Below are 26,515 nucleotides of genomic sequence, written 5' to 3' on the forward strand. Positions count from 1 at the left end.
GGGGGGGCCGCGCGCCCGGCGCCGGGCGCTTGCCGGTTCTTCGTAAGCGACTCCATCGACGGGTTCCAGCGGCTGGCGGGGATTCTGCTGGGCAGCGAGGAAAGCCTGGATGTGCGGCAGGTGGACATTGATTCCACCGCCTGTTAACCAATTGAAGGAGATTTTTCATTGAAAAAGGACGTACTCATCGACATCAAAAGCCTTCACCAGGTGGACGATGCTTCTGATACCATGGAGCTGACCACCATCGGGTCCTTTACCCGAATGAACGGCAATTACTATATCACCTACCGGGAATCGGAAGCCACGGGGCTCGACGGCGTGGTGACCACCTTGAAGGTGGAGGGGGACCGGAAGGTCACCCTCATCCGCGGCGGCGCCCAGCATTCCAGGCTGGTTCTGGAAAAGGGCCAGCGCCATCACTGCGCGTACGACACCGGATTCGGCGCCATGATGGTGGGAATTTTCGCCGAGCAGATCGACGTGGAGCTGAAGGAAACCGGCGGGAAGCTGCATTTTCGCTATAACCTGGACATTAACGCGGACTTAGCCAGCCGCAACGACGTACAAATTACCATCAGAGAGGCAGGAAACAACGCATGTCAGATGTAGTCACAAAAGCAACTGGCCAGCTGCGCGCCGCCATTGAGGACGCGGCGAAAAAGGCCATCGCGGCTTCTACCCTTCCCCAGGGGGAGCTTGCCCCCTTTACCATCGAGGTCCCGGCGGACCGGTCCCACGGGGACTTTGCCGCAAACGCGGCCATGGTCTCCGCCCGCACCCTGCGCACGGCGCCCCGGAAAATCGCCGAGGCCATCGGGGAGCATCTGGACCTGACGGGCACTTACTTTGACCGGGCGGAAATCGCAGGCCCCGGATTTCTCAATTTCTTCTTAAACCCGGGCTATTATGCGGACATTGTCAAGGACGTGCTCGACAAGGGCGACCAATACGGCCGGTCGGACTATGGCAAGGGCGAGCGTGTGGTGGTGGAGTTTGTCTCCGCAAACCCCACCGGCCCCATGCACATCGGCAACGCCCGGGGCGGCGCTTTGGGCGACGGCATCGCATCGGTGCTGGACGCCGCGGGCTACCAGGTATGGCGGGAATTCTATGTAAACGATGCGGGTAACCAGATCGAAAAGTTCGCGCTTTCGTTGGAGGCCCGGTATTTGCAGCATTTTCAGGGGGAGGACGCGGTTCCTTTCCCGGAGGACGGGTACCACGGGGCGGACATCACCGAGCGGGCTAGGGAATTTGCCGAAGCGTTCGGCGACCGGTATGTAAACGCGGATACGGACGAACGCAAAAAGGCGCTGGTGGATTACGTCCTGCCCCGCAACATCGAAGCGCTGCGCCGGGATCTGTCCCGTTACCGCATTGATTACGACGAATGGTTCCGGGAAAGCGTGCTCCACAACGACGGGGAGCTGAAAGACACCATGGAACTCATGAAGCAGAAAGGCCTTACCTACGAAAAGGACGGGGCTCTTTGGTACAAGGCCACCGAACACGGCGGCGAAAAGGACGAGGTGCTCATCCGGCAAAACGGCAATCCCACCTATTTTGCGGCGGACATCGCCTATCACCGCAATAAGCTAGAGAAGCGGGGATTTGACCGGGCGGTCAACGTCTGGGGCGCGGACCACCACGGCCATGTGGCCCGGTTAAAGGGCGCTCTGGACGCCATCGGCCTGGACGGCTCCAAGCTGGACATTGTGCTCATGCAGCTGGTGCGGCTGTTCCAGAACGGGGAACCGGTGAAGGTTTCCAAGCGCACGGGCAAGTCCATCACCCTGGCGACCCTGCTCGACGAAATCCCGCTGGACGCGGCCCGGTTCTTTTTTAACCTGCGGGAATCCACCAGCCAGCTGGACTTTGATTTAGGGCTAGCGGTGGAGCAGTCCTCCCAGAATCCGGTGTATTACGTGCAGTACGCCCACGCGCGCATCTGCTCGATTCTCAAAAATCTCAAGGAGGAAGGAGTGACTCCCCGGGCCTGCACCCGCGAGGAGCTCATCGCCCTGCAAGCGCCCGAGGAGCGCGAGCTCATCCGTCACCTTTCCGCTTATACCGGTGAAATCATTGAAGCAGCCAAGGCCTACGACCCGGCCCGCATCACCCGGTACGCCATCGACCTTGCCACTTTGTTCCACAAGTTCTATAACGCCTGCCACGTCAAAGGCGAAAACGAGCCGCTGATGCAGGCGCGCCTGAATCTGTGCATGGCGGTGCGCGGGGTGCTGCACAATGTGCTGGCGCTTCTGAAAATCACTGCGCCGGAAAGCATGTAATTCGTTCCTTCCCTTCCTCAGAGGTTTGCAGAAAACAAAACCTATGCTAAAATAGGAAAAGAGACGGGGCCTGGATGCCAGACCCAAAGGTTTTGACTCATACAAAGGAGCTGAACATCAACCAAATGGACGTTCCATTTAAGCTGCCCCTTCTGCTGGACGGGGCCACCGGAACCAACCTCATCGCCGCTGGAATGCCCCGGGGCGTCTGCCCGGAGCAATGGATTTTAGAAAATCCCAAGCCGCTGCAGGACTTGCAGCGCAGCTTTATCGAAGCGGGGTCGGACGCGGTCTTAGCCCCTACCTTCGGCGCCAACCGGGCCCGGCTCTCCTTTTATAAGCTGGCCGACCAGGTGGAGGAAATGAACGCCCGCCTGGTGGCGCTTTCCAAAGAGGCGGCGGCCGGCCGTGCGCTGGTGGGCGCGGACCTGTCTCCCACGGGGCTGTTCATCGAGCCCTTCGGCGAGGCGAGCTTCGAGGAGATTGTGGAGATTTATAAGGAACAGGTGGAGGTTCTCAAGGAGGCGGGGGCAGACTTCGTCTTTTGCGAGACGATGATGAACCTGTCCGATATCCGGGCCGCCCTGCTGGCGGCCAAGGAAACAGGCCTGCCGGTCTTTTGCAGCATCACGGTGGACAAAACGGGGCACACCCTGTCGGGCGCGTCCTTGCTGCCTACCCTCATCACGCTGCAGAGCATGGGGGCCAGCGCCGTGGGGCTCAACTGCTCCACCGGCCCTGCGGACATGCTTCCTTTCCTGGCGGAAGCCGCCTCTCATGCCACTGTTCCCCTCATCGCCAAGCCCAACGCCGGTCTGCCCGATTCCGACGACGGGGATTACCTGCCTCCCGAGGCGTTCGCCAAGGAGCTATCCGCCCTGCTCGACGCTGGGGTTACCATCATTGGCGGCTGCTGCGGTTCTACGCCCGCACACATCGCGGCGCTGCGCGAGCTGCTCGACCGGAAGGTTCTGCCGGCAAAGGCAGAGGAGCCGGACGCCTATGCCGCCGCCAGAGAGGGCGAAGCCTTCTTTTTGGGGGACGACATCACGTTGAGCGATCCGGTGGAATGCGACCTGGACCTGGCGGACAACCTCATTGACATGGAGGACGAACAGGTAAGCGCCGTCTTGGTGCATATCCGCAACCGGGAAGATGCCCTGCTGTTTGCGGAAAACGCGCACATGTCCCGCCTGCCCGTGTGCTTCTCCGCCGACGGCCCCGAAGGTCTGGATACCGCCCTGCGGCTTTACCAAGGCCGGGCGCTGGTGGATTCGGACAGCGAGATGGACCCGGACGCTCTGCATACCATCGCCGCTAAATACGGCGCCATCGTGTTCTAGTGAAAAATGGATTGCAGCGAAAGGAGAAGGGCTCTTTTAAGAGCCCTTCTCCTTTCTTTCGATCTCCGCCCTCTGCCACAGCATGTACGTCTTTAGTATTTCCCCGGATGCATTTCATCCGCGCCGCTGCTCCCAGGCGGCATCCGGCCTTCTCCTTCTCATCCTTTCCTGTGCTACGGAAAGGGATCCCGCATTTTTCGTCCCGGTCCCTTTCGTTTGGAATGCTCCAAGCGTGGCATGTAAGGCAAAATTATCAGATTCAGGGCTTGACGGGGGATGGGACATGTGTTAAAATAATTACACCTCTGAATGGGCTTATTTTTTTTGCCCGATTGAGGGAGGCCAAAATTATTCCGTCACACGGGAGGTGCCGAACAATGAGAGTCAAAATTACCCTTTCTTGCAGCGAGTGCAAGCAGCGCAACTACAACACCATGAAGAACAAGAAGAACGATCCCGATCGGCTTCAGATGAACAAGTACTGCCGCTTCTGCAAGAAGCACACGCTCCACAAGGAAACCAAATAAGACCAGACGGGAGGAAGAAAGATGTCTGACGTTACCACTGAGGTCAAAAAGCCGGAAAAGGAAAAAAAGAGCTTCTTTTCGAAAGTGGGCAAATTTTTCCGCGGCTATGTCAGCGAATTCAAAAAGATCGTCTGGCCGACCTGGAAACAGGTCAGAAAGAACACCCTTGTTACCATCGTCATGGTAATTGCCGTGGGCATTTTCATCTGGCTGCTGGACTTTGCGTTTGGCTGGCTTCTGGATTTTGTTCTGGGCTTGATCGGCTGATGAGAGGAAGTAGGGTACATGGCTGAAACAGCGAAATGGTACGTGGTGCACACCTTTTCCGGATATGAGAACAAGGTGGCGACCAATTTGCAGACCATGGTGGAGAATCGAAAGCTCCACGACCTGATTCAGGAAATCCGGGTCCCGACTGAAACCGTCGTCGAGCTGACGGACAATAAGAAGCGCGAGGTGGAGCGCAAGCTCTTCCCGGGCTATGTCCTGGTAAAAATGGTGATGACAGACGATAGCTGGTATGTGGTGCGCAACACGCGCGGCTGCACCGGCTTTGTCGGGCCTGAGTCGAAACCGGTTCCCCTGACGGAGGAAGAAGTTTTGGCTTTGGGCGTCGAAAAGAAGAACTTTGTCGTCAATTACGCGGTGGGCGACAACGTCCGCATTGTGGACGGTCCGCTGGAAGGCTTCATCGGCATCGTCGAGGAGCTGGACACGGAGAAGAACAGCGTACGGGTCCGTATTTCCATGTTCGGACGGGAAACGCCGGTCGAGCTGGAGCTGGATCAAGCGGAGCCGGTGGAATAACCGGTTGTCCGCATTGCTTTGAAACGAACGGCTGCCGCCGTTTGCTTGGAGCGTTTCGCTCCTCGGGGCCTAAGGGCTCCGGTGGGAGGAGGATGCATCGGAATCCTCCGCCAATTACCACGTTATTTTGGAGGTGCAAACAATGGCACAAAAGGTTACGGGTTACATCAAATTGCAGATCCCGGCCGGAAAGGCCACCCCTGCGCCGCCTGTCGGCCCTGCACTGGGTCAGCACGGCGTCAACATCATGGCATTTACCAAGGAATTCAACGAGCGCACCAAGAACGATGCGGGTCTCATCATCCCGGTGATCATCACCGTGTATGCGGACCGCTCCTTCACATTCGTCACCAAGACCCCGCCGGCTGCGGTCCTCATCAAGAAGGCCTGCGGCATTGAGAGTGGTTCTGGTGTCCCCAACAAGACGAAGGTTGCGCAGATTACCAAGGAACAAATCCGTAAAATCGCGGAGCAGAAAATGCCCGACCTCAACGCTGCAAATGTAGAGGCTGCCATGTCCATGGTCGCCGGTACTGCCCGCAGCATGGGCGTCACGGTCGCTGATTAGTCACGCCCGGGTGGGAGGAAATCATCCGTTATACCACTCAACAGGAGGAAAAGCTAATGAAACACGGTAAAAAATATAACGATTCCGTCAAGTTGGTGGATTCCACCAAGCAGTACGACCGGGACGAGGCCCTCGACCTGGTGGTAAAGACGGCAAAAGCCAAGTTCGATGAGACCGTCGAAGTGCACATCAAGCTGGGTGTTGACGGCCGTCATGCCGACCAGCAGGTCCGCGGCGCGGTGGTTCTTCCCAACGGCACCGGCAAGAAGGTCCGTGTGCTGGTTTTCTGCAAGGGCGACAATGTGCAGCTCGCTAAGGACGCCGGTGCGGAATATGTGGGCGATGCCGACTTGGTTGCTAAGATCCAGGGCGAAGGTTGGATGGATTTCGACGTGGTCATCGCCACTCCCGACATGATGGGTGTGGTAGGTCGTCTCGGTAAGGTGCTCGGCCCCCGCGGCCTGATGCCTAATCCCAAGGCTGGTACCGTTACGCCGGACGTGGCCCGTGCGGTCAAAGAGGCGAAGGCTGGTAAGATCGAGTACCGTCTCGACAAGACCAACATCATCCACTGCCCCATCGGCAAGGCCTCTTTTGGTCCCGAGAAGCTGGGCGAGAACTTCGACACCCTGGTGGGTGCCGTTCTCAAGGCGAAGCCGGCGGCGGCCAAGGGCCAGTACATCCGCTCTCTGGTGGTTTCCGCCACTATGGGCCCCGGTGTCCGTCTCAACCCGGCCAAGTATGTTGGCTAAACTTTGCTGAATGGATTGACATGGAAGAAATTCTGTGTTATTCTAAAAGAAACGCTGTTCTTACCCTAAGACAGCAGGTGCTTTGTGCGTAATGGTTTAACCGCCTGCCGAGGAGAAAGAGCGCAGAAGATCCGAGCGCGGAGATTTCCGCTTTCGTATGTGTCTGTATGCCCTTCCCATCGGCCTGACGGGAAGGGCTTTTTTCGTGCAAAATCTTTGATACCGGAGGTGAAAGAATTTGCCAAGCGAAAAGATTTTGGAGCAAAAGAAGCAGTTGGTCAGTGACCTTTCTGAAAAGCTTAAGAACTCGGTAGCCGGCGTCCTGGTCAGCTACAAGGGTATTTCCGTGGCGGACGACACCAAGCTGCGCAGCGATCTGCGTGCGGCTGGCGTGGAATACGGCGTTGTGAAGAACACGATGCTGCATCTGGCAGCCGAAAAGGCGGACTTAAGCGAACTCGACAGCGTCCTCACCGGTACGACTGCTCTTGCTATCAGCGCGGAAGATCATGTGGCGGCGGCAAAGGTGCTCAAGAAGTTTGCCGAAACCCACAAGACCTTTGAAATCAAGGCGGGCTTTGTCGAGGGCAAGGTCATCGACAAGGCTGGCGTGGAAGAACTCGCGGAACTGCCCTCCAAGGAGCAGCTCGTTGCCCAGGTCCTCGGCGGCTTGAATGCCCCGATTACCGGTCTTGTGTACGTTCTCAACGCGAACATTACCGGTCTGGCGCGTGTCCTCAATGCTATTGCGGAGAAAAAGGGCGCGTAAGGTTTTCCTACAAACTTAAATTTGCTATGATATGATGGAGGTAACAAAAATGTCTGATAAGGTTTTAAAGCTCATTGAAGATGTCAAGACTCTTTCCGTTCTGGAGCTCTCCGAGCTCGTTAAGGCTCTCGAAGAAGAATTCGGCGTTTCTGCTGCGGCTCCGGTTGCGGTTGCTGCTGCGGCTCCGGCTGCTGGCGGTGCTGCTGCTGCGGAAGAGAAGACTGAGTTTGACGTTGTCCTGAAGGAAGTCGGCGCCAACAAGATCGCGGTCATCAAGGTTGTCCGTGAGATCACCGGCCTGGGTCTGAAGGAAGCTAAGGAAGTCGTTGACAACGCTCCGAAGGCTCTCAAGGAAGGCGTTTCCAAGGATGATGCCGATGCGATCGCTGCTAAGCTTAAGGAAGCCGGCGCGACTGCGGAAATCAAATAAGTTTCCTTTGGTCAATCAGAAAAGGGCCCTGGCTGATAGCCAGGGCCCTTTTTGCGTATAAAAGGACGAAACCTGTCCGTTTGTGTATTGACAGGAAATCTGATATTGATTATATTATATATATAATATATTTATTATATTGAATAGCGGAGGGGGGAACGGTTTGGAGGTCAATCGATTCAAAGATCAGGTCTGGGACCTGCTCAGGAGTATCTCGGAAAATATGGACCGGGCTTTCCGTCCTTTTACGGAAAAGGAAAAGCTTACTATGATCCAGGCCCGGGTGCTGATCGAGGTGGGGCAGTGTGGCACCCATACGATTGGGAGCCTGGGAAAACGACTTGGGATCGCCAGCGCCAATGCTTCTGCCCTGTGTAAGCGTCTGGAAAAGGAAGGCTTTCTTTTTCGCAGCCGGGACGGGCAGGATGAGAGACTTGTCCATCTTACATTAACCCCCTTCGGCCGCAGTGCACTCGAGCGTATTCATACGGCCATGAAAGAACGCTATCACGATGTTTTTCAGGAAAAAGATCAAGAAAAGCTCGATACCATTCTCAATGGGCTTTATACGCTCAACGACCTGCTTAAGCGGATGGGAAACAATCAGCCGGACCAGAACAAGGAGGCATCCATATGACTGAGCAAAAGCAGACTCCCAAAAAACCCCTTATATTTTATTACATCGTTGCCATGCTGGTGCTCCTTTTGCTCAATGCGCTTCTCTTTCCGACTCTGCTTGGAAATCAGGTCAAACAGGTGGACTACGGCACCTTTCTTGCGAAAATCGAAGCGGATCAGGTCAAGGAGGTGGAGGTCCAGGAAAACGAGATTGTCTTTGTGACGACGGGGGACGACGGAAAGGAAGAAGTTTGCGTCACCGGCAAAATGGATGATCCGGATCTGGTCAGCCGCCTGCAAAATTCCAGTGCCCAGTTTTCCAAGGACATTCCCAAAGAAAATTCCCCCTTGCTCAGCTTTTTGCTGACCTGGGTGCTGCCGATTCTCTTTTTTGTAGCCATCGGACAGCTTCTCATGCGCTCCATGCAAAAGCGCATGGGCGGTGCCAACGCTATGACCTTCGGCAAGAGCAACGCCAAGGTATATGTGGAAGCCCAAACCGGAAAAACCTTTGCTGATGTGGCCGGGGAGGACGAAGCCAAGGAAGCATTAAAGGAAATCGTGGATTTCCTTCATAACCCGAAAAAATACGCCGAGATCGGCGCAACCCTTCCCAAGGGCGCCCTGTTGGTAGGCCCTCCCGGTACCGGCAAAACCCTGCTTGCCAAGGCAGTAGCAGGAGAAGCGAAGGTCCCCTTTTTCTCTATCTCGGGGTCGGAGTTTGTGGAAATGTTTGTGGGCATGGGCGCTGCAAAGGTGCGCGATCTTTTTGAACAGGCTCAGAAAAAAGCCCCCTGCATTGTCTTTATCGATGAGATCGACACCATCGGCAAAAAGCGGGACACCGGCGGTTTTGGTTCCAACGACGAGCGTGAGCAGACCCTAAACCAGTTGCTCACCGAAATGGACGGCTTTGACGGCAAAAAGGGCGTGGTCATTCTAGCTGCCACCAACCGGCCGGAAACGCTGGACAAGGCACTTTTGCGCCCAGGCCGGTTTGACCGCCGTATCCCGGTGGAGCTGCCGGATCTGGCGGGACGAGAGGCCATCCTTAAGGTGCACGCCAAAAACATCAAGACGGACGGCCACATTGATTATACCGACATCGCCCGCGCCACCTCCGGCGCGTCCGGCGCCGAGCTTGCCAACATTGTCAACGAGGCGGCGCTGCGCGCGGTCAAATGCGGACGGGACCGGGTCATCCAAGAGGACCTGGAAGAATCGGTGGAAGTGGTTATTGCCGGATACCAGCGCAAGAGCGCAGTCATTTCTCCCAAAGAAAAGCAAATCGTGGCCTATCATGAGATCGGTCACGCGTTGGTGGCCGCAAAGCAGAGCAATTCCGCTCCAGTGCATAAAATCACCATCGTGCCCCGTACCTCCGGGGCCCTAGGCTACACCATGCAGGTGGCGCAGGAGGACAGCGTACTAATGAGCCGGGAGGAAGCATATAACAAAATTGCGACCTTAACCGGCGGCCGCGCAGCAGAGGAACTGATCTTCTCTTCTTGCACCTCCGGCGCTTCCAACGACATTGAGCAGGCCACCAAGCTGGCCCGCGCCATGGTCACCCGTCTGGGAATGAGCAAGGATTTCGACATGATGGCGCTGGAGACCGTCCATAACCAGTATTTAGGCGGGGATACTTCCCTTGCCTGCTCTGAGCAGACTGCGGCGAAGATCGACGCCGAAGTGCTTTCCATCATCAAACAGGCCCATGAAAAGGCCGCCGGTATTTTGAAGGATCATGTAGATAAGCTGCACGAACTGGCTGCTTATCTGCTTGAGAAGGAAACCATCACCGGAGAGGAATTCATGGAAATTCTCAACCGATAACGAGTACGGACGCCGAAAAAGCGGCGTACTGGATTGATAGGGAACGGAGCGATACAATTGCGTACAGAACAAGAAAATCCTTTGGGAACCGAGCGGGTGGGACGGCTGCTTTTGCGGCTGGCCTTGCCCGCTGTCACCGCACAGCTGGTCAACATGCTCTATAACATTGTCGACCGCATTTATATCGGGCATATTCCCGATGTGGGGGCAGCCGCGCTGACCGGGGTAGGAGTGACCTTCCCGATCATCATGGTTATTGCCGCCTTCAGCGCCTTGATCGGCATGGGAGGCGCGCCCCGTGCCTCCATCAAAATGGGGCAGAACGACGATGCCGGCGCGGAGGAAATCATGGGAAACTGCCTGACTGTGCTCGTCGGGATTTCCGTGGTGCTCACCGCCGTATTCCTGTTTTTCGGCCGGGACCTGCTGCTGCTTTTCGGAGCAAGCGGGGATACCATCGGCTATGCCAGCAGTTATATGAACATCTATGTCTGCGGTACCCTCTTTGTACAATTGGCACTGGGCATGAATTCCTTCATTTCCTCCCAGGGGTTTGCCAAGACCAGTATGATCACCGTGGTCATCGGCGCCGCCATCAACATAGCGCTGGATCCATTGTTTATTTTCACATTCGGTTTAGGAGTTCAGGGCGCAGCCTTGGCCACCGTCCTTTCCCAGGCGGTGTCGGCCGTTTGGGTTATGAGCTTTCTTAGGGGCAAAAAGACCCACCTGCGTATCCGCCGGCGTTATCTGCGCCCGAAGGCGTCGGTGATGCTGCCGGTGCTGGCGCTGGGCGTGTCCCCTTTTATCATGCAGAGCACCGAGAGCCTGGTGAACATCGCGCTCAATTCTTCGCTGCAAGCTTACGGTGGAGATCTGGCGGTGGGGGCCATGACCATTCTCGCAAGCCTGATGCAGGTGCTGTCCCTGCCGATTATGGGAATTGCCCAGGGTGCCCAGCCCATCGCCGGGTTTAACTTCGGCGCGGGCAAAAACGACCGGGTCAGAAAGACCTTTAAACTGTTGCTGATCTCATCGGTAACTTTTTCCGTCTCGCTGTGGCTTGCAATGATGCTCATTCCCCAGGTCTTTATTTCTCTGTTCAACAACGACCCGGAGCTGATGAAGGTCACCGTTTGGGCGGTGCGCATCTACATGGGCGGCGCTTTTGCGCTGGGCGCCCAGTTTGCCTGTCAGCAGACCTTTATCGCAGTGGGCCAGGCGAAGGTGTCGCTGCTGCTGGCCTTGCTTCGCAAAATCGTGCTGCTCATCCCACTTATTTACATTCTGCCGAATTTTTTTGCCGACAAGGTGTTTGCCGTTTTCCTGGCCGAGCCGGTGTCCGACCTGCTGGCCGCCACCATTACGGTCATTACCTTCGCGCTGCAGTTCGGCAAGATTCTCGCCCGCAACAAACCGCTGGCGAAAGAACCGGCGGCCTGACGAAACGAGGAACAGCATGGATCGGGTTTGTCTTTTGTTTTTGTATTTTTTTATTTACAGCGTTTTGGGATGGATCTGCGAGACGGCCTATTGCTCCATCGGAAAGCGGCAATTTGTCAACCGCGGCTTTTTAAACGGCCCTTTGTGTCCGGTCTACGGCTTTGGGGCGCTGGCGGTGATCTGGCTGCTGCGTCCGGTTTACGAATATCCGATTTTGGTGTTTGTAGCCGGCGCAGTGGTGACCAGCGTGCTCGAATACCTGACCGGTTACCTGCTGGAAAAGCTCTTCGGGCTCAAACTCTGGGACTATTCCAAACGCCCCTTCCACATCCGCGGACGGATCTGCCTGCGAAACTCCTTGCTATTCGGTTTGTTGTCCTTGTTGTTGGTGGAGTTTTTGCACCCGGTTTTGCACGCGCTTTTGCAAAAGATTCCTCCGTGGCTTTTGGACGCTGCGGCGGTTGTGCTCTTTGTTTTGCTGCTCGTCGACCTGGCGGTCACCGTATGCACCGTGCTGCAAATCAGCGGCAAGCTTGGGCAGATTGGGCAGGTGCTTGAGGAACTCAACGAACGCAACGCTGCCAGCCTGCAGCAGATCGGCAAACGGTTCAATGAAAGCATGGATGCGCTCAAGGAACACCAGAAGGAACGTCAGGCCGAAGCGAAGGAGCGGATCGACCAATTAAACGCCCGTCTGAGCGAGCTGTTTACCCAAAAGCGGATGCAGCGCCGCATCTTCAAAGCTTTCCCCAACATGCAGTCAAAAAAGCACCAGGAGACTCTCGACCGGTTCAAGGAGCTTGCCAACCAGAAACGGGAAAAGAAGAGAAAAAAGAAATCGTAAGGATTGGCGGAGGTATCTCACAACCTCTTTCGAAGAGCGGATGGCATAAAAGAAAAAGAGAAGGTCCTGACAGGGAAATTCGCTGTCAGGCCTTCTCTTTTTTATGTTGCAGGGAATGCGCGGGATTATTGGGGAAGCGCCTGGGCCTTGACGACGTATTCCCCGTCGGGCAGGGAGGGAAATACATAATAGCCGTCCGCGCTGGACATGGTGACCGCAACCAGACGGTTTATGCCTTCTTCCGCCGTATAGAGCCCCACCCAGGCGAGGGGGATGGGAGCTCCGTCCGGGCTTTTGAGAAAGCCGCTGAGGAAGGAAACGGCAGCCGGCGATTCCTTCGCGCAAAGGGTGAAGTTGATCATCACAGACGGCTGATCCGAAGACAGGGTAACTGCCGCGCTGTCACAGGAATAGGAGCCTGCCGCCGCGATGGCGGTATAGCGGTCAAACGCAAGGCCGTAGAGGGCGTACTCCCCGGTTTCGCTGGACAAGGCGCAGCCGGCCACGTTTCCCGAAGAATCAATCAGATCGATACGGGCGCCTGGTACCGGCGTCTGATCCTTTTCCTCCTGTACCGTGCCGTAGACGGTACCCTTGCCGCCTGTAACCGGCTGCAGGACCAGTTCCTGGAGCAGCGCCCTATCCCCGGACAGGGAAACCGGCAAAAGGGAAGCGGCATGGTAGCCTTCCTTTGCCGCGCTGACCAGATAGGCAGCCGGCGACAGCGAATCGAAGGCGAAATATCCTTTTTCATCGGTATACACGTGGGAAACAAAGCGGCCGTTTTCCTCATACAGGCAGACAAGAGCATCCTTAACCGGTTCGCCGCCGGGGGAAATGCGGTAGACGAAGCCGGAAAGCTGAAGAGGAAGAGGACTCGTTGGCTGCATGGTCAGCGTGGCGATGGCAGGCTGTTTGTCAACGATGGAAACCGCGTTTGTGAGGGTTTGCGGTGTATCAGTAGCAGTAGGTTGCATAGATTCATCCCTCCAAGATCCGGATAGCATTGAATTGGTTGCAAGCGTCCGCCTTCTCAAAAGAGAGACGGGGCAAGAATAAGGGCATGACCGGGGTCATCTGCCATTCTCTGTGGTTATGACAGAAAAAAGCGCCCGCATTTGAGAGCATGCGGGCGCTTTTCTGCCCTACGGCTGCATCCGCGTGGGAACATTGCGCAGATTTTTGGGTTTGGTGCGCGCATCATAGAAATTGATGAACTTGATGGCGTACAGGTCGCACAACACATACCGGTTCAGATCTTCCTGGTAAAGGGTGATGTAATTGATGCCGGAGGCGTAAAGAATGCCGTCTTTGATGACAATGTTATTGGTGCCGATGAGAAACTCGACGATAACGTACACGCCTAGGTTTCTGGAAATAACGCCGCGCAGGGAGCCTTGGTACACTTCTTCGTTGTTTTGAGGATTTTCGATTTCCGAGATGGGTTCGCTTGAAGACATATCCAGGTTGCTGGTTTGATTGATGTCGCCGTTCATACTGTGCATCATCCTCACTTATGTTTGATAGTAAGCATCGGTGGGATTGTAAAAACAGTGATCGCCGATGCGCACGACAAAGGTACCGATGGAACTGGGAAAATTGGAGCGGCAATTGGTAGAAAATGGATTGAAAAACCAGAGAGCCTGCCCTAAATTCCACAAACGTCCGCCTGCAATTGCCCAGTCCGCAATGTCGTAATGAATTTGTTCAGGCCTCATATTATAGATGTTTTGCGGATTATAGGCGCCGCGCTCTGTTTCTGAGGCACACACAAACTGCCCGGGCTGGAAAATAATCCGCCGGATGCTTTGCTGGCCTACCCTTGCGTATTCGCCTCCAGGCGCATTGACACGATTCATGACTACGCTTGCCACTGCCCGCATGCCGTTGTCTCCTTCGCCTCCCGCCTCGCACTGTATGAGCCTGGCGAGCAATTCCCTGTCTGAATAGGCCATACACACCACTCCTTCAACAGTCTCAATATATGTGGTAGATGGAGGTATTTATGTCGGATTCGCGGATTACGGACGAGGAAAGGCGCAAAATCCGGGTGACGCTTTGCGTGTACGCCCGACTTTCGCAGTGCTGTTTGGAGCGAACCAGGGAGATTCTCCCGGTTTGACGGTATAAGACAGGTTTTTCCCCGCATACAGTACCAATAGAAGAAAGCGGGGGATCAACATGGATGAGCGCAAACCCTTTGCAGACGGCCGTTCACCGCAGGAAAACCAAAGCCCATGGGACAGCGTGTGGATGGATCAGCTGTATGATTACCGGTTTGAGGATGCAAACGCTCCACAGGCATCGGTCCTGTTTTTAAAGGTGGACTGGAAGGAATGGGACGCGTCCAAAAGCATTCTGGAAGAGGTCGGGCAGGAACAGCCGTGCAGCTCTAATGCCCGTAAGCCAAAGCCGTGAAGCAAGGTGCAACCGCAGAAAAGCCCCTGGATACGAATGCATTCGTATCCAGGGGCTTTTTGATTGCCGCAGGAAACCGGCAAATCGGCAGAAAAAGTTCTCAGTCGAACCGGCGGGTAAACAGGTCGCTTTTTTCCAGCAGGCTTTCCACGGTATCAAAACCCAGCCGGTGCAGCAGCTCAATGACATAGGGGTTGTCAATGGGAGTCGGGTATGGAGCCTCGTCTCCGTAAACATTGACGTGTTCCCGGCCAAGCTCCCGGTCCAAGATGGCCTTGGGACCGCCCACACAGCCGCCCACACAGCCCATTCCCTCCAGGAAATTGGCCTTGACCTTGCCCTCCTTCAAATCGTTTAACATGGCCTTGCAGGAGGGAACGCCGTTTGCCTGCTGGGCTTTTACCGGAATGGGACGGCCGGGATTTAAGCGTTTGACGGTGGACTGCACCGCTTCGCTGACCCCGCCGGTACGCGCGTAAATACGCCCGGCCCTGGAGGAATGCTCCCGGTCGTCGTCGGGCAATGCTTCCGGACGGATGCCGGCGAAATCGAAAATCTGCCGGACCTCTTCAAAGGTGAGGACATAATCCACCGCGTCCTTCACGTCCGGCTCCCTGGCCTCCGCCTTTTTCGCCAGGCACGGGCCGATGAAAATGACCTTCGCTTCCGGTTCCAGCTGCTTGATGGTGCGCCCGCATGCCACCATGGGGGATACCGCCCCCGGAACATGGGGAAGCAGATTATGGTACACTTTGCGGATCATAGCAATCCAGATGGGGCAGCAGCAGCTGGTCAGCTGATAGTCTTCGTCGGTAAGAATATTCCGGTCGAACTCCAGCGCTTCCTTGAGGGTGAGAATGTCCGCAAACAGGGCGACCTCCACCATTCCGGCAAATCCCAGCTGTTTAAAGGCGGAGCGCAACTTTCCGGGCGTGACTTTCTCGGAGAATTGGCTGATAAAGGCGGGGGCGATGATGGCGTAAACCGGGGCCTCTCCGCTGTTCACCATGGCCAGAGCGGGCAGCACATCCTTGCTGGCGATCAGGTGCTTGGCCTTGCATCGGTCCACACAGGCGGCGCAGCCCACGCACAGGTCGGGCGTGGGAGTGGCGTTGCCGTGTTCATCGAGCTTTAGTGCGTCGAACAGGCATTTTCCCGCGCAGTTGGCCTTTTCCTCGTCCGAACAGCTGCATTCCCCGATCCGCCAGACCGGAGCATACTGATCCGGATGAAGCAGGCAGTCCAGCGGACGGGCGTCAAAGTCGCTTTTGCGGATTTTCTCCAGCTCTTCCTTGGTGGCGTTGTGAACCGCAGCGTTCATCAATCGCAGATAAATTTCGTTAAACGTCGGCATGGCAGACCGTCCTTTCCTGGGGCCGGCAAACACGGTTGCCCGTTTTGCCGCCTTTTCATTAGCATCACCAATTTTTCACTGTTTACTTATCTTAGCAGGACAAAGAGAAAAGCGCAAGGGCATTTTCCACTCCATTTCCGGAAAAAAGAAACACTGGAAACCATCCCGGTTTCCGCCCAAGCGAACCTGCGCCGCAATGGTTCGGCTGCCCCAGGTCTGCTTAGGATTTTAAAATTTCCTGAGATATGCTACAATATATAGGTTCTATTGGAAACACCGAGACAGCGGAGGAAAGCGATGCTTCAATTGATTTTAGGCCGCGCCGGCAGCGGGAAAACCGGCTGGCTGCGGGATACTATCGCCGCAAAAGCCCGCAGCGGCGAAGAATCCCTTATTTTACTTGTACCCGAGCAGGTTTCCTTTGAAAACGAGCGGGCGCTTTTGGGGCTTTTAGGTCCCGCCCTTGCCCGCCGGGTGGAGGTGCTCAGCTTTACCCGCCTGACCGACCGCATTCAGAGAGAAGCGGGAGGCGGCGCCGGCCGGCGGCTGCAGGACAGCGGCCGGTGCATGCTCATGACTGCGGCCCTCGAGCAGGTGAAGGACGAGCTGTCCTTTTACCGGCGCAGCATGGGAAGCCCGGACTTTATCAAGGCGGTGCTGCATCTGTCCGGCGAGTGCAAGCAAAACGCCATTTTGCCCACCGCCCTTAAAGCAATGGCCGATGAGATGGAGGAAAACTCGTTAAAGGAGAAAACCCGGGAGCTTTCCCTGATTCTCGGGTCCTACGAGGCGTTGGTGGCCTCCTCCTTTGTGGACCCTTTGGACGACTTAACCCGCCTTGCCTCCCTGCTGGCGGACTATCCTTTTTTTGCACAAAAGAAGGTGTTCTTGGATGGCTTTACCGGCTTTACCGGCCAGGAATGGGCCATTCTAAAGCGAATGCTCGCCCAGGCGGAGCAGGTAACCGTGACCCTTTGCGCCGATTCCCTGGACGAGAAGGGCGGGCCGGGGCTTTTCGCCCCGGTGGTAGAGACTGGACGGCGTCTCATAGGCCTTGCCAAGGAGCAGGGAAGCCGGGTGGCGGTCCCTGTCACGCTTACAAAGCCCCTGCGCTATCAAAGCGGGGCTCTGGCCAAGGTGGAACGGGAGCTTTTCCGCTTTACCCCGGGCGAAGAGGCGGAAGAGGAAGATGCCCTGTGGCTGTTTGAGGCGGCAAATCCCCAGGAGGAGGCCCAGTTCGTAGCCCGTACTGCCCGGTATTTAGCCCGGGTCAGAGGGTACCGATACCGGCAGATGGCGGTCATCGCGCGCACGGCCCAGCCCTATGTGGACGTGCTGGAAGCGGCCTTTTCGCAAAACGAGGTGCCGCTGTTTTTAGACCGACGAGAGCAAATCGACGCGAAGCCACTGACCGCCGCCGTGCTGACGGCGCTGGAAGCGGTCAGCAGGAACTTTGAGACCGACGCCCTCCTTCGCTACGCAAAGACCGGATTTGCAGGACTGTCTCTGGATGAAATCTCCCAGCTGGAAAACTATGTGCTTTTGTGGGGCATTGACCGGCGCCGCTGGCTCTCTGACTGGCAGGGAAACCCCCAGGGCTTTGCCGAGCAGTTTTCCGATGGGGCAAGGGAAGCCCTGTCTCAGATCAACCGCTCCCGTGCCCGTCTTATGGAACCGCTTCTTCATTTGGAGCAGGCGGCGCAGGACGCGGACGGGGAAGGCATGGCCAAAGCAGTCTACGGACTTTTGGAGGAAACGGGAGCCGCCTACCAGCTCAAAAGCCTGGTTACCCTCCTGCGGGAAGAGGGAAGAAACCAGCTGGCCGACGAACAGGCGGCCTTGTGGGAGCTTTTGATGGATATTCTCGACCAGGCAGCCCTGACCCTCAAGGGGACCCGCCTTTCGCTGCGGCGCTTCCTCGATACCCTGCGCCTGGTTTTTTCCACCTGTGACCTGGGGCTCATTCCCCAAGGGCTCGACGAGGTGCAGTTCGGTGCGGCTGACCGGGTCCGGCCCAATGAGCCCAAGGTGACTTTCCTTATGGGGGCAAACGACGGGGAATTCCCTCAAAACCGTTCCCCAGGCGGGCTTTTGACCGACTTTGACCGCAGCCGCCTGATTGCCATGGGGCTGCCTTTGTCCCAATCGGTGGAGCAGCAAGCCCAGGAGGAGCGGCTATTAGTGTACACGGCGGCAGCCAGCCCCTCCGAGCTGCTCATTGTCAGCTACAAGCGGCAAAACGCCGTGGGGGACGCCCTGCTCCCTTCCGTGCTGGTGGGAGAGCTTCGCCGCATGTTCCCCACGCTTGCCACCCAGGTATCCGAGCTGTCGCCGTCTTTGGCCCAGGCCGTGAGGCCGGCCTTTGAGCTGATGGCTTTGACCTTCCGGGAGCCCACCGTGCTCTCCGCATCTTTAAAGGCCCTCTTTGCAAACCGTCCCGGCTACCGCCGGCGGCTTTCCGCCTTAGAACGGGCCGCCGACCGCCGTCCCTTCGCCTTTGCCGGCCGGGACGCGGCCGCCCGGCTTTTCGGGAACAAAATGATCCTGTCCGCTACCAAAATCGAGAAATACCACCTGTGCCGGTTTGCCTATTTCTGCCGGTACGGGCTGCATGCGAAGCCGCGCAGGAAAGCGGAGTTCAACGCCCTCGAATACGGCACGGCCATTCACTTTTTGCTGGAGCGGCTGCTGCGCACCCATTCCCCGGCCGAGCTGGGCGAACAGCCTCCCGCCTCTCTGCAGCGGGAGATTGATGAGCTGCTGGAGGAATATGTGACCACCCGTCTGGGCGGCTGGGAGGACAAAACCCCACGCTTTCGCTATCTGTTCTCCCGCTTGTCCGCAACCGCCCGTGCCTTGGTGCTTCAATTGGCGGCGGAGCTTTGCCAGAGCGAGTTCGTCCCCACGGACTTTGAGCTTGCCATCGGGGAAGGAGGGGACCTCGCCCCCATGACCCTGCGCCTGCCCGGCGGCGGGGAGGTGCTGGTGGAAGGAAAGATCGACCGGCTTGACGTGATGCACAAAAACGGAAAAAGCTACGTGCGGGTGGTGGATTATAAGACCGGAACCAAGGTGTTTCAGCTTTCCGACGTGCTTTTTGGCCTGAATATGCAGATGCTTTTGTACCTCATCACCGTCTGGCAAAACGGGAAGGACCGGTATGGGGACGTGATTCCCGCGGGAATCCTTTACATGCCTTCGCAGGATGGCCCGGTGGAGGCCGGCCGGCACGCAAACGAAGCGGCGGTCAAAAAGGAGAAAGGCAAGCAGTTTAAGATGAACGGTCTGCTTTTGGACGATAAGCAGGTCATCGTGGGAATGGAGCCAGGGGCGGCGGGCCTCTTCATTCCCGCGAAGCTCAGTAAAAACGGGGAACTGGACAGCCGCTCGTCGGTGGCGTCCTTGTCCCAGTTTGGCCGGCTGGCCGCTAGGATGGAGGAGCTGCTCACCCGCATGGCTCAAACCCTGCGGGAGGGGGACGTGGCCGCCGTTCCCGCCGCCGGAGAGTACGACGCCTGCGCTTGGTGCGATTACAAGACCGTATGCGGCCACGAGAGGGGAGACCCGGTGCGCTGGATTGAGAAGATCGACCGGATACAAGTTCTCGAAGCGCTTGCGGAAAAGGAGGTGCAGCCATGAGCGAAGGGCGTACATGGACCAAGGAACAGGAACAGGCCATCAAGGCCCGGGACGGGACGCTGCTGGTGTCGGCGGCGGCCGGTTCGGGCAAGACGGCGGTACTGGTGCAGCGGGTTATCGAACGCATCACCGACCCGGGAAACCCTTGCGACATGGACCGGCTGCTCATTGTCACCTTTACCCGGGCCGCCGCCGCCGAAATGCGTGAGCGCATCGGGGCCCGGCTTTCCGAGCTTTTGCTGCAAAACCCCGCCGACCGCTATTTGCAGCGTCAGCAGCTTTTGCTGAGCCAGGCCCACATCAGCACCATCCACAGCTTCTGCGCGGACCTGGCCCGGGAAAACTTCAACCGTTTGGGCCTGTCCCCGGACTTTAAGATTGCCGAAGAAAGCGAGGTAGCCGTTCTTTCCGACCAGGCTATGGACGAGACGCTGGAGGAGCGCTACGAGGAGGGGAGCGACGGGTTTCTTCGCCTTGTGGAGCTGCTAAGCCCCAAGCGGGATGACCGGCCTTTGTGCGACATGGTGCGACGGCTTTACGAATTCGTCCGCTCCCATCCTTTCCCCGACCGGTGGATGAAAGAAAAGCTGGCGCTTTACCGCCCCGACGGCCCGGTGGGGCGTACCCCCTGGGGTGAAATTGTCGCTTCTTACACGAGAAGCGCCCTTGCCCACGGGGAACGGCGGCTTGCCTACGGCCTTGGACTTATGCAAAGCGAGCCGGAAAGCGAGGAACTGTACGCCCCCGTCTTTTCCGCCGCCAGGGAACGCCTGTGCGTCATCCAAGCGTTGCTGGAAAGCCGGGATCTGGACAAGATAGGGGAAGCCCTGCATTCCTTCGCCTTTGCCCGGCGCAAGCCGGTAAAAAAGGGGACGGTGCTCACCCTGGGGCCTCAGCTCGACGCAGTGAAAAAAGAGGTGCAGGAGCTTGTAAAACGCCTATGCGGGCTTTATGAGGCGGGGGAAGCGGAATGCCGGGAGGACTTGGATGCTCTCTACCCGCTGGTGGAAGCGCTGTTTGACACCGTCCGCCTTTTTTCCAGGCACCTCGATGAGAAGAAGGCGCAAAAGCACATGGTGGACTTCGGCGACCTGGAGCACCTGGCCATCCGTCTGCTGGTAAAAGAAGAAGAGACCGGCTTTGTCCGTACCCGGGAAGCAAAAGAGCTGGCCGCCCGGTTCGAAGAAGTGCTGGTAGACGAATACCAGGACACCAACGAAGCCCAGGACCTGATTTTCCGGGCGGTGTCCCAGGAGGAAGGAAACCTGTTCTTTGTCGGGGATGTGAAGCAAAGCATCTACCGGTTCCGCCAGGCCATGCCGGAGATTTTTCTGCGCCGGCGCAATTCCTTGCCCAGTTATCAGGACGGCAATTATCCCGCTAAAATTACCCTGGGCCGTAATTTCCGCAGCCGGGAAGGGGTGACCGACGCGGTCAACTTTGTCTTTCGCCAGCTTATGAGCGAGGAGCTGGGGGAGATGGCGTATGACGAAGCCGAGGAACTTCGCTGCGGCGCGGTTTATCCCCAAAGCGAAGAGCCGGATGCCGAGCTGATGGTGCTCGACCTGTCCGATCTTTCTAAGGAGGACGACCGGGGCGCCGCCCAGGCCCGGGCCATTGGGACGCGCATCCGGGAGCTGATGGACGGCGGGGCCACCGTGTTCGAGCACGGGCGGCTGCGGCCCATGCGCTACCGGGACATCTGCATTCTCCTGCGCAGCAAGGAAGGGCGTGCCGCCCGGTACGTCCAGGAGCTTTCCCTGCTGGGCATTCCTGCCTATACCGACGTGTCCGGCGGCTTTTTCGGCACGGTGGAAATCTCCTGTATGCTTTCCCTATTGCGGGTTCTCGATAACCCCGTGCAGGACGTGCCTCTTTTGTCGGTGATGCTTTCTCCGCTTTTCGGCTTTACCCCCGACGAGCTGGCGGACATCCGCATGGCTTCCAAGGGCGGCGCTCTTTACCACGCGGTGGTCGCCAAAGCCAGGGAGGACGGAAAATGCCGGGAATTCTTAGAATCCCTTTCCAGGCTGCGGCTGTCTGCAGCGGTGCTACCCGCCGCGCGTCTCTTAAACGAAATCTATGAGCAGACCGGGTACGCCGCTATGGTCCAGGCCATGCCGGGCGGGTCCCAGCGCAAGGCGAACCTGCTGCTTTTGACCGAGTACGCGAGAAAATACGAAAGTGTCGGCTATGGAGGATTGTCTGGCTTTCTTCGGTTCATCGACCGGCTCGAGCAGCGCAAGGACGACCTGGCTCCCGCGGCCACGTTGTCCGGTGCGGCGGATGTGGTGCGGATCATGAGCATCCACAGCTCCAAGGGGCTGGAATTCCCGGTGTGCATCGTGGCAGGCTTGGGCGGCCAGTTTAACAAAAGCGACGTGCGCGCTCCCGCTCTACTCCACCCCCAGCTGGGAGTGGGCCTCAAGCGGCGGGATGCGCTTGGCCGCCAGTTTACCACTCTGCCCCGGGAGGCGGTGGCGTTGGAGCTGGAACGGGCCACCCTGTCGGAGGAAATGCGGGTGCTGTATGTCGCCATGACCCGAGCCAAAGAGCGGCTCATTCTGGTGACGGAGCTGAAGGACCCTGCGGCTACGCTTCAGGCGGTGGCGGCGAACCTGCCCCCGTCCGGGCGGCTGGAGTCCTTTTTTCTGCGCCGTGCCAAGGGCTTTTTCGAATGGGTTCTGGCCTGCGCTTTACGTCACCCAGATGGAGGAGCGCTTCGCGCGCTTGCCGGGCGGGAGGACATCGAACCTCTGCCCGCTTCCTCGTCCTGGGCCATGTCCGTGGTTACTCCGCCGCCCTTAATCGGCGGAGAAGCGGGAGACGCCCAGCTTGACCTGCCCGTCCCCGACCCGGCGCTCATGGACCGCATCCAAACCCAGATCGACTGGGTGTATCCTTTCGAAGCGGTCAACCGCATTCCCGCCAAGGTAGCCGCGTCTGAGCTGGCGAAATCCGAGCAGACGGGAGCGTTTGTGGCCGTTTCCCGCCCGGCTTTCCTCAGCGGCGGCGGGCTTACCCCCACCGAGAAGGGCATTGCCCTGCACAGCTTCATGCAGTTTGCGGAATTTGACCGGGCGGCGGAGCACCCGGAAGAGGAACTGAGCCGGCTGCTTTTAAAAGGGTTTCTGACGAAGGAGCAGGCGGATTCCATCTGCATGGAGAAGGTGCGCCGCTTCTTTAAAAGCGGACTGTACAGGAGGGTGAAGGCCGCCCGGCAGGTTTATCGGGAAATCCGCTTTCACGTGGGCATCCCGGCCGGCCGGTTTGCCGGGGAAAATGTGGACGTGCGCGGGGAACTGGTGGTGCTTCAGGGAGTAGCAGACCTGGTGATTGAAGAGGAAAACGGGCTTGTGGTAGTCGATTACAAGACCGACGCCGCCCGGGATGGGGAACAGCTTTTGTTCCGCTATGCAAACCAGCTTCGCCTCTATGCCTACGCCATGGAACAGGTTTTCCATAAGCCGGTGAAAGAATGCGCTGTGTATGCATTTTCCTTGGATCATTCCTTTTCCCTGAAAGAGGAAAAAGCGAAACCGGGCCCTTTGTAAAAAGAAGTCCAATCGGTAAATATTGCAATTTATTCGGAGTATGCTATACTTGGGTATAACTAAAATTTGGGCAAACGCAGCGCCATGGCTCTCCAAACACAACGGGCTGTGGACGGAATAGGAGTGTCAGCATGAATCCATATGCAAAGCAGGGGCAGATCTACCATCCTTCCCAGCCGCCCTATGGAAGGGCGCCGGACCATTCGCTTTGGGCCACGGCGGAAAAGAAAAACTTATGGCACATGGGGAATGGAATCGGCCTGGCCATTCTGGGTATGCTGGCGGTGTCCGCCCTCATCGGGTTTGGTCTAGGCTTTTTCGGAAGTCTTTTTGGGTTTTATAACGCAAAAGGGGAATTTGTGGGCCCGGACGTGGCCGAGCAGCTGGTGACTCTGATCGGCTATATTCCTATGCTGATCGTTCCCTTTGTCATCTACGCCAAGGCCAAGCGGATCCGCCTGTCCGATGTGGCGGTTTTGTCGAAACCGCGCAAGGGGCTGATGGCCCCTGGCATCTTTGTGGGTCTGGGCTGCTGTATTCTGGGTAATATTTTGGTCATGATCCTGTCCATGCTGATGGCGATGCTGGGCATTGAGATCACCACGCCTGCCATGTCGGTTCCCACCACTTTGGCGGGCCAGGGAATTTATCTGCTGACGGTGGGGATTCTGCCTGCTTTTATTGAGGAGTTCGTTTTCCGCGGCATCGTCATGCAGCCTCTGCGCCGGTATGGGGACGGGTTTGCTGTCGTCATGTCCGCCATTGTTTTCGGCCTTGTGCATGGAAACCTGGTGCAGATTCCGTTTGCGATGGTGGTGGGTCTCATCATCGGCTTCTTTGTGGTAAAGTCCAACTCCTTGTGGGTGGGCATCGTCATCCATCTGATCAACAATACCGCCAGCGTAGTGCTGACCATGCTGCTTTCCGGCGTCAACGACGTGCTGGGGAATCTGGTGGTGCTGGCGTATTACGGCGTTCTGATTCTGCTTGCGATCGTATTTTTAGCCGTGCTTATCGACCGGCAGCGCTGGGTATTTCGGAAAAACCCGGTTCCATCTCCGCTGTCCCTGGGCAAGCGGGTGAGCGCCTTCCTATTTAACCCCGGCATGATTCTCGCCTTTCTGGCCATGGTGTATATGACCAGCTTTTACGTGAAGTTTGTGGGCCGATGGTAATGGAACAGGACATCCGGTTTATGAAGGAGGCCCTGCGCCAGGCGGCTCTGGCGGCCGGGGAAGGGGAGGTACCGGTTGGGGCTGTGATTACCAAGGGAGACGAAATCGTCGCTGTAGGGCGAAACCGGAGGGAAACCGGCAAGTCCGCCCTTGCCCATGCGGAGCTGGAAGCGATTGCAGAAGCCTGCCGCAGGCTAGGCGGCTGGCGGCTGTGGGAATGCACCTTGTACGTAACCTTAGAGCCCTGCCCCATGTGCGCGGGCGCCATCATCAACGCGCGCATCCCCCGGCTGGTATTCGGAGCGAAGGACGGGAAAGCGGGATCCGCCGGGTCGGTGGTGGATCTGTTTTCCCTGCCCTATAACCACCGTCCCGAGGTCGTTACCGGGGTGCTGGAAGAGGAATGCGCCGGGCTTCTGCAGGCGTTCTTTGCCGCCTTGCGGGAAAAAAGAAAGACGCAGCCCAAACGATGGAAAAAGCCGCAGGCATAAGACCGGCGGCTTTTTTGCAAATTCTGCTTCAAAACAAGGTCAAAAAGCCCGCGCGTATGATAAGGCAACAAGGGCAGAACCCCTTTTGCCTTGACAAAATCGGGATCATGGAGTAAGATGGAAAACAGTTGTAAAATAAGATATTCCGTATATCCGTCTCCGTAGCTCAGTTGGATAGAGCGTTCGCCTCCTAAGCGAAAGGCCGCGCGTTCGAATCGCGCCGGGGACGCCAGGCTGAGCCTGGACGCAATTCGCGTACCGGGCTCAGTTTTTAATTTTTCCTATTCATGCGCGTTTATGGCAGGGTATCTTTTTCTACTAAAAAGAACAAAGGTCGAAATTTGGAACTCGAAAATGAGACAATCCAGATTTCGACCTTTGTTCAGACATTGTCGCTGTCCGCTTCCGCCCTGTCTATGCCTTGGCTCAGGGCTCGGTTCACGGAGAACTCCCGTTGGACTCTTGCACCAATCCGGAAGAAAAAAGAAAGTGCTGCTGCGCGTATACGGGAAATACGGATCATGGCGGCCGCAGAGGACTGTATACCGTCAGCCAGTGGAATTTAGCGTAAGGGAGTGCGTTTTATGTACTATTCTACCACTTACCCATCCTTGCTGGGATTGCTCACCCTCGCTAGTGACGGAATGAACCTGGTGGGCCTTTGGGTGGAAGGCCAGAAATACTTCGGCGATCCCATCAAAGAGGCCATGGCCCAACGGGACGACCTGCCGGTGTTTTTTGCTGCAAAGAGCTGGCTGGACCGGTATTTTGCAGGGGAAAGACCTGCCGTCTCTGCGCTTCCTCTGCGTCCCATCGGCAGCGAGTTCCGCCGGGAAGTATGGAACATCCTATGCCAGATTCCCTATGGAGAGGTGACTACTTATGGTTTTATCGCCGAACGAATGGCGGCAAAGCGGGGCAGAAAAACCATGTCCAGCCAAGCGGTAGGCGGCGCCGTGGGACACAATCCCATTTCCATCCTCATTCCTTGTCACCGGGTGGTTGGCACCAATGGAAACCTGACTGGCTATGCCGGGGGAATCGGGAAAAAGATTATGCTGTTAAACCTGGAGGGTGTGGATACGTCACGGCTGTTTGTACCGACGAAGGGGACGGCCCTATAGGCAATCAGACCGAATTCAGGCAGGATGAGCGGTATCAATCGTACGCCGGAGAAGCGTTTCGGTATATGGTGCGTAAACGCCAGCCTTTCGTTTACGTATTTATGATCCGCGTTTGATTGCATTACCGGCAGATTTTTGCTATACTATTTTATTAAGTACAGTGGTGGTCCCTTTTGAGCTGGGGAACCGCTCGTTGTGCCTGAACGGTATGCATCAAAATCGGTAGAAAGAAAGTGGTACAAATAAAAAGAAAGCTTCCGTTTCCTCTTTTGCTTTCCGGCGTGCTCCAAAGTTTCCTTTTCAACATAGTGGTGGGGATTGTAGGGCTTTGTTTTCTTGTTTTCGGCTTTGTAGCAGATTGGATTGTCTTAACGATTGTTGGAGCGCTTGCCATTGCATTTTATATTCTAATCAGTGTCCGTAACCCCATCCGAACGCTTTCCAAGCTTTCGGAAGAAGCCGGTGAAACGGAGTTTGACAAGACTGTGGACGCTGTGCTTCACGGCGAAAAGAAGCCCGGCCTTTCTCT

At 56.9% G+C, this 26,515-nt stretch carries 24 protein-coding genes, 1 tRNA gene and 1 other annotated feature; of the genes, 21 read left to right on the top strand and 4 right to left on the bottom strand.

The window, feature by feature from the left end; all coding sequences use genetic code 11:
- The first annotated feature begins 168 nt into the window (after positions 1-168).
- From WMO26_RS00005 to WMO26_RS00070, 14 genes are all read left to right on the top strand, one after another.
- Positions 169-612: a YwiB family protein gene (locus WMO26_RS00005; protein ID WP_349217432.1), complete on the top strand. Its 444-nt coding sequence runs from the start codon at positions 169-171 to the stop codon at positions 610-612.
- Positions 600-2,294: an arginine--tRNA ligase gene (gene argS / locus WMO26_RS00010; RefSeq protein ID WP_349217433.1), complete on the top strand. Its 1,695-nt coding sequence runs from the start codon at positions 600-602 to the stop codon at positions 2,292-2,294. Before WMO26_RS00005 ends, argS begins: the two co-directional genes overlap by 13 nt.
- Positions 2,295-2,368: 74 nt before the next feature.
- Entirely contained in the window at positions 2,369-3,637 is a 1,269-nt protein-coding gene (locus tag WMO26_RS00015) for a homocysteine S-methyltransferase family protein (protein WP_349217435.1), read from the top strand.
- Positions 3,638-4,014: 377 nt separating this feature from the next.
- Positions 4,015-4,164: a 50S ribosomal protein L33 gene (rpmG, locus tag WMO26_RS00020; protein ID WP_349217436.1), complete on the top strand. Its 150-nt coding sequence runs from the start codon at positions 4,015-4,017 to the stop codon at positions 4,162-4,164.
- 21 nt (positions 4,165-4,185) lie between these two features.
- Positions 4,186-4,431 carry a preprotein translocase subunit SecE gene (gene secE, locus WMO26_RS00025; RefSeq protein WP_349217437.1) on the top strand — a complete coding sequence of 82 codons (246 nt, stop codon included), beginning with the start codon at positions 4,186-4,188 and terminating at the stop codon, positions 4,429-4,431.
- A gap of 18 nt (positions 4,432-4,449) precedes the next feature.
- On the top strand, positions 4,450-4,971 hold the full coding sequence (gene nusG / locus WMO26_RS00030; protein WP_349217438.1) for a transcription termination/antitermination protein NusG: 522 nt from the start codon (positions 4,450-4,452) through the stop codon (positions 4,969-4,971).
- Positions 4,972-5,113: 142 nt separating this feature from the next.
- Entirely contained in the window at positions 5,114-5,539 is a 426-nt protein-coding gene (rplK, locus tag WMO26_RS00035; protein WP_349217440.1) for a 50S ribosomal protein L11, read from the top strand.
- Positions 5,540-5,595: 56 nt separating this feature from the next.
- Complete coding sequence (gene rplA, locus WMO26_RS00040; protein ID WP_349217441.1) at positions 5,596-6,291, top strand: 50S ribosomal protein L1; 696 nt, start codon at positions 5,596-5,598, stop codon at positions 6,289-6,291.
- 46 nt (positions 6,292-6,337) lie between these two features.
- Positions 6,338-6,504: a sequence feature (ribosomal protein L10 leader region), on the top strand.
- Between the two features lie 25 nt (positions 6,505-6,529).
- On the top strand, positions 6,530-7,060 hold the full coding sequence (rplJ, locus tag WMO26_RS00045; RefSeq protein WP_349217442.1) for a 50S ribosomal protein L10: 531 nt from the start codon (positions 6,530-6,532) through the stop codon (positions 7,058-7,060).
- A 49-nt stretch (positions 7,061-7,109) separates the two neighbouring features.
- Complete coding sequence (gene rplL, locus WMO26_RS00050) at positions 7,110-7,490, top strand: 50S ribosomal protein L7/L12 (RefSeq protein WP_349217443.1); 381 nt, start codon at positions 7,110-7,112, stop codon at positions 7,488-7,490.
- Positions 7,491-7,653: 163 nt separating this feature from the next.
- The gene (locus tag WMO26_RS00055; protein ID WP_349217444.1) at positions 7,654-8,127 is read left to right on the top strand and encodes a MarR family winged helix-turn-helix transcriptional regulator; all 474 of its coding nucleotides are present in this window, start codon (positions 7,654-7,656) and stop codon (positions 8,125-8,127) included.
- Positions 8,124-9,944, top strand: coding sequence for an ATP-dependent zinc metalloprotease FtsH (gene ftsH, locus WMO26_RS00060; RefSeq protein ID WP_349217446.1), 1,821 nt, complete (start codon positions 8,124-8,126; stop codon positions 9,942-9,944). Before WMO26_RS00055 ends, ftsH begins: the two co-directional genes overlap by 4 nt.
- 57 nt (positions 9,945-10,001) lie before the next feature.
- Entirely contained in the window at positions 10,002-11,387 is a 1,386-nt protein-coding gene (locus WMO26_RS00065; RefSeq protein ID WP_349217448.1) for an MATE family efflux transporter, read from the top strand.
- A gap of 16 nt (positions 11,388-11,403) precedes the next feature.
- On the top strand, positions 11,404-12,231 hold the full coding sequence (locus WMO26_RS00070) for a putative ABC transporter permease (RefSeq protein WP_349217450.1): 828 nt from the start codon (positions 11,404-11,406) through the stop codon (positions 12,229-12,231).
- Between the two features lie 125 nt (positions 12,232-12,356).
- Here WMO26_RS00070 and WMO26_RS00075 read toward each other — a convergent pair whose 3' ends face one another.
- The 3 genes from WMO26_RS00075 to WMO26_RS00085 form a co-directional block, all read right to left on the bottom strand.
- Positions 12,357-13,208 carry an MSCRAMM family protein gene (locus tag WMO26_RS00075; protein ID WP_349217452.1) on the bottom strand — a complete coding sequence of 284 codons (852 nt, stop codon included), beginning with the start codon at positions 13,206-13,208 and terminating at the stop codon, positions 12,357-12,359.
- A gap of 168 nt (positions 13,209-13,376) precedes the next feature.
- Positions 13,377-13,727, bottom strand: a complete 351-nt coding sequence (locus WMO26_RS00080) for a hypothetical protein (protein WP_349217454.1) — start codon at positions 13,725-13,727, stop codon at positions 13,377-13,379.
- An 18-nt stretch (positions 13,728-13,745) separates the two neighbouring features.
- Positions 13,746-14,186, bottom strand: coding sequence for a cell wall hydrolase (locus WMO26_RS00085; RefSeq protein ID WP_349217456.1), 441 nt, complete (start codon positions 14,184-14,186; stop codon positions 13,746-13,748).
- A 226-nt stretch (positions 14,187-14,412) separates the two neighbouring features.
- Here WMO26_RS00085 and WMO26_RS00090 point away from each other — a divergent pair, with 226 nt between their 5' ends.
- Complete coding sequence (locus WMO26_RS00090; RefSeq protein WP_349217458.1) at positions 14,413-14,649, top strand: hypothetical protein; 237 nt, start codon at positions 14,413-14,415, stop codon at positions 14,647-14,649.
- A 100-nt stretch (positions 14,650-14,749) separates the two neighbouring features.
- Here the strand turns inward: WMO26_RS00090 and WMO26_RS00095 are convergent, their stop codons facing one another.
- Positions 14,750-16,003: a [Fe-Fe] hydrogenase large subunit C-terminal domain-containing protein gene (locus WMO26_RS00095; protein WP_349217460.1), complete on the bottom strand. Its 1,254-nt coding sequence runs from the start codon at positions 16,001-16,003 to the stop codon at positions 14,750-14,752.
- 297 nt (positions 16,004-16,300) lie between these two features.
- Between WMO26_RS00095 and WMO26_RS00100 the strand changes: the two genes are divergently transcribed.
- The 6 genes from WMO26_RS00100 to WMO26_RS00125 all read left to right on the top strand — a co-directional run bounded on the left by WMO26_RS00100 (position 16,301) and on the right by WMO26_RS00125 (position 25,986).
- Positions 16,301-19,642 (top strand): PD-(D/E)XK nuclease family protein, encoded by a 3,342-nt coding sequence (locus tag WMO26_RS00100; RefSeq protein ID WP_349217462.1) that lies wholly within the window; start codon positions 16,301-16,303, stop codon positions 19,640-19,642.
- Positions 19,639-23,196: a helicase-exonuclease AddAB subunit AddA gene (addA, locus tag WMO26_RS00105; RefSeq protein WP_349217463.1), complete on the top strand. Its 3,558-nt coding sequence runs from the start codon at positions 19,639-19,641 to the stop codon at positions 23,194-23,196. Before WMO26_RS00100 ends, addA begins: the two co-directional genes overlap by 4 nt.
- 131 nt (positions 23,197-23,327) lie before the next feature.
- A complete protein-coding gene (locus WMO26_RS00110) occupies positions 23,328-24,371 on the top strand; it encodes a CPBP family intramembrane glutamic endopeptidase (protein WP_349217465.1) in 1,044 nt (347 codons plus the stop codon).
- Positions 24,371-24,862, top strand: coding sequence for a tRNA adenosine(34) deaminase TadA (gene tadA, locus WMO26_RS00115; protein ID WP_349217881.1), 492 nt, complete (start codon positions 24,371-24,373; stop codon positions 24,860-24,862). Before WMO26_RS00110 ends, tadA begins: the two co-directional genes overlap by 1 nt.
- Positions 24,863-25,017: 155 nt before the next feature.
- Positions 25,018-25,094, top strand: a tRNA-Arg gene (locus WMO26_RS00120).
- 352 nt (positions 25,095-25,446) lie between these two features.
- Positions 25,447-25,986, top strand: a complete 540-nt coding sequence (locus tag WMO26_RS00125; protein WP_349217466.1) for a methylated-DNA--[protein]-cysteine S-methyltransferase — start codon at positions 25,447-25,449, stop codon at positions 25,984-25,986.
- The last annotated feature ends 529 nt before the right edge of the window (positions 25,987-26,515 follow it).

Origin of the sequence: Solibaculum intestinale (genome assembly GCF_040096205.1) — a bacterium.
Classification (GTDB): Bacteria; Bacillota; Clostridia; order Oscillospirales; family Acutalibacteraceae; genus Solibaculum_A; species Solibaculum_A intestinale.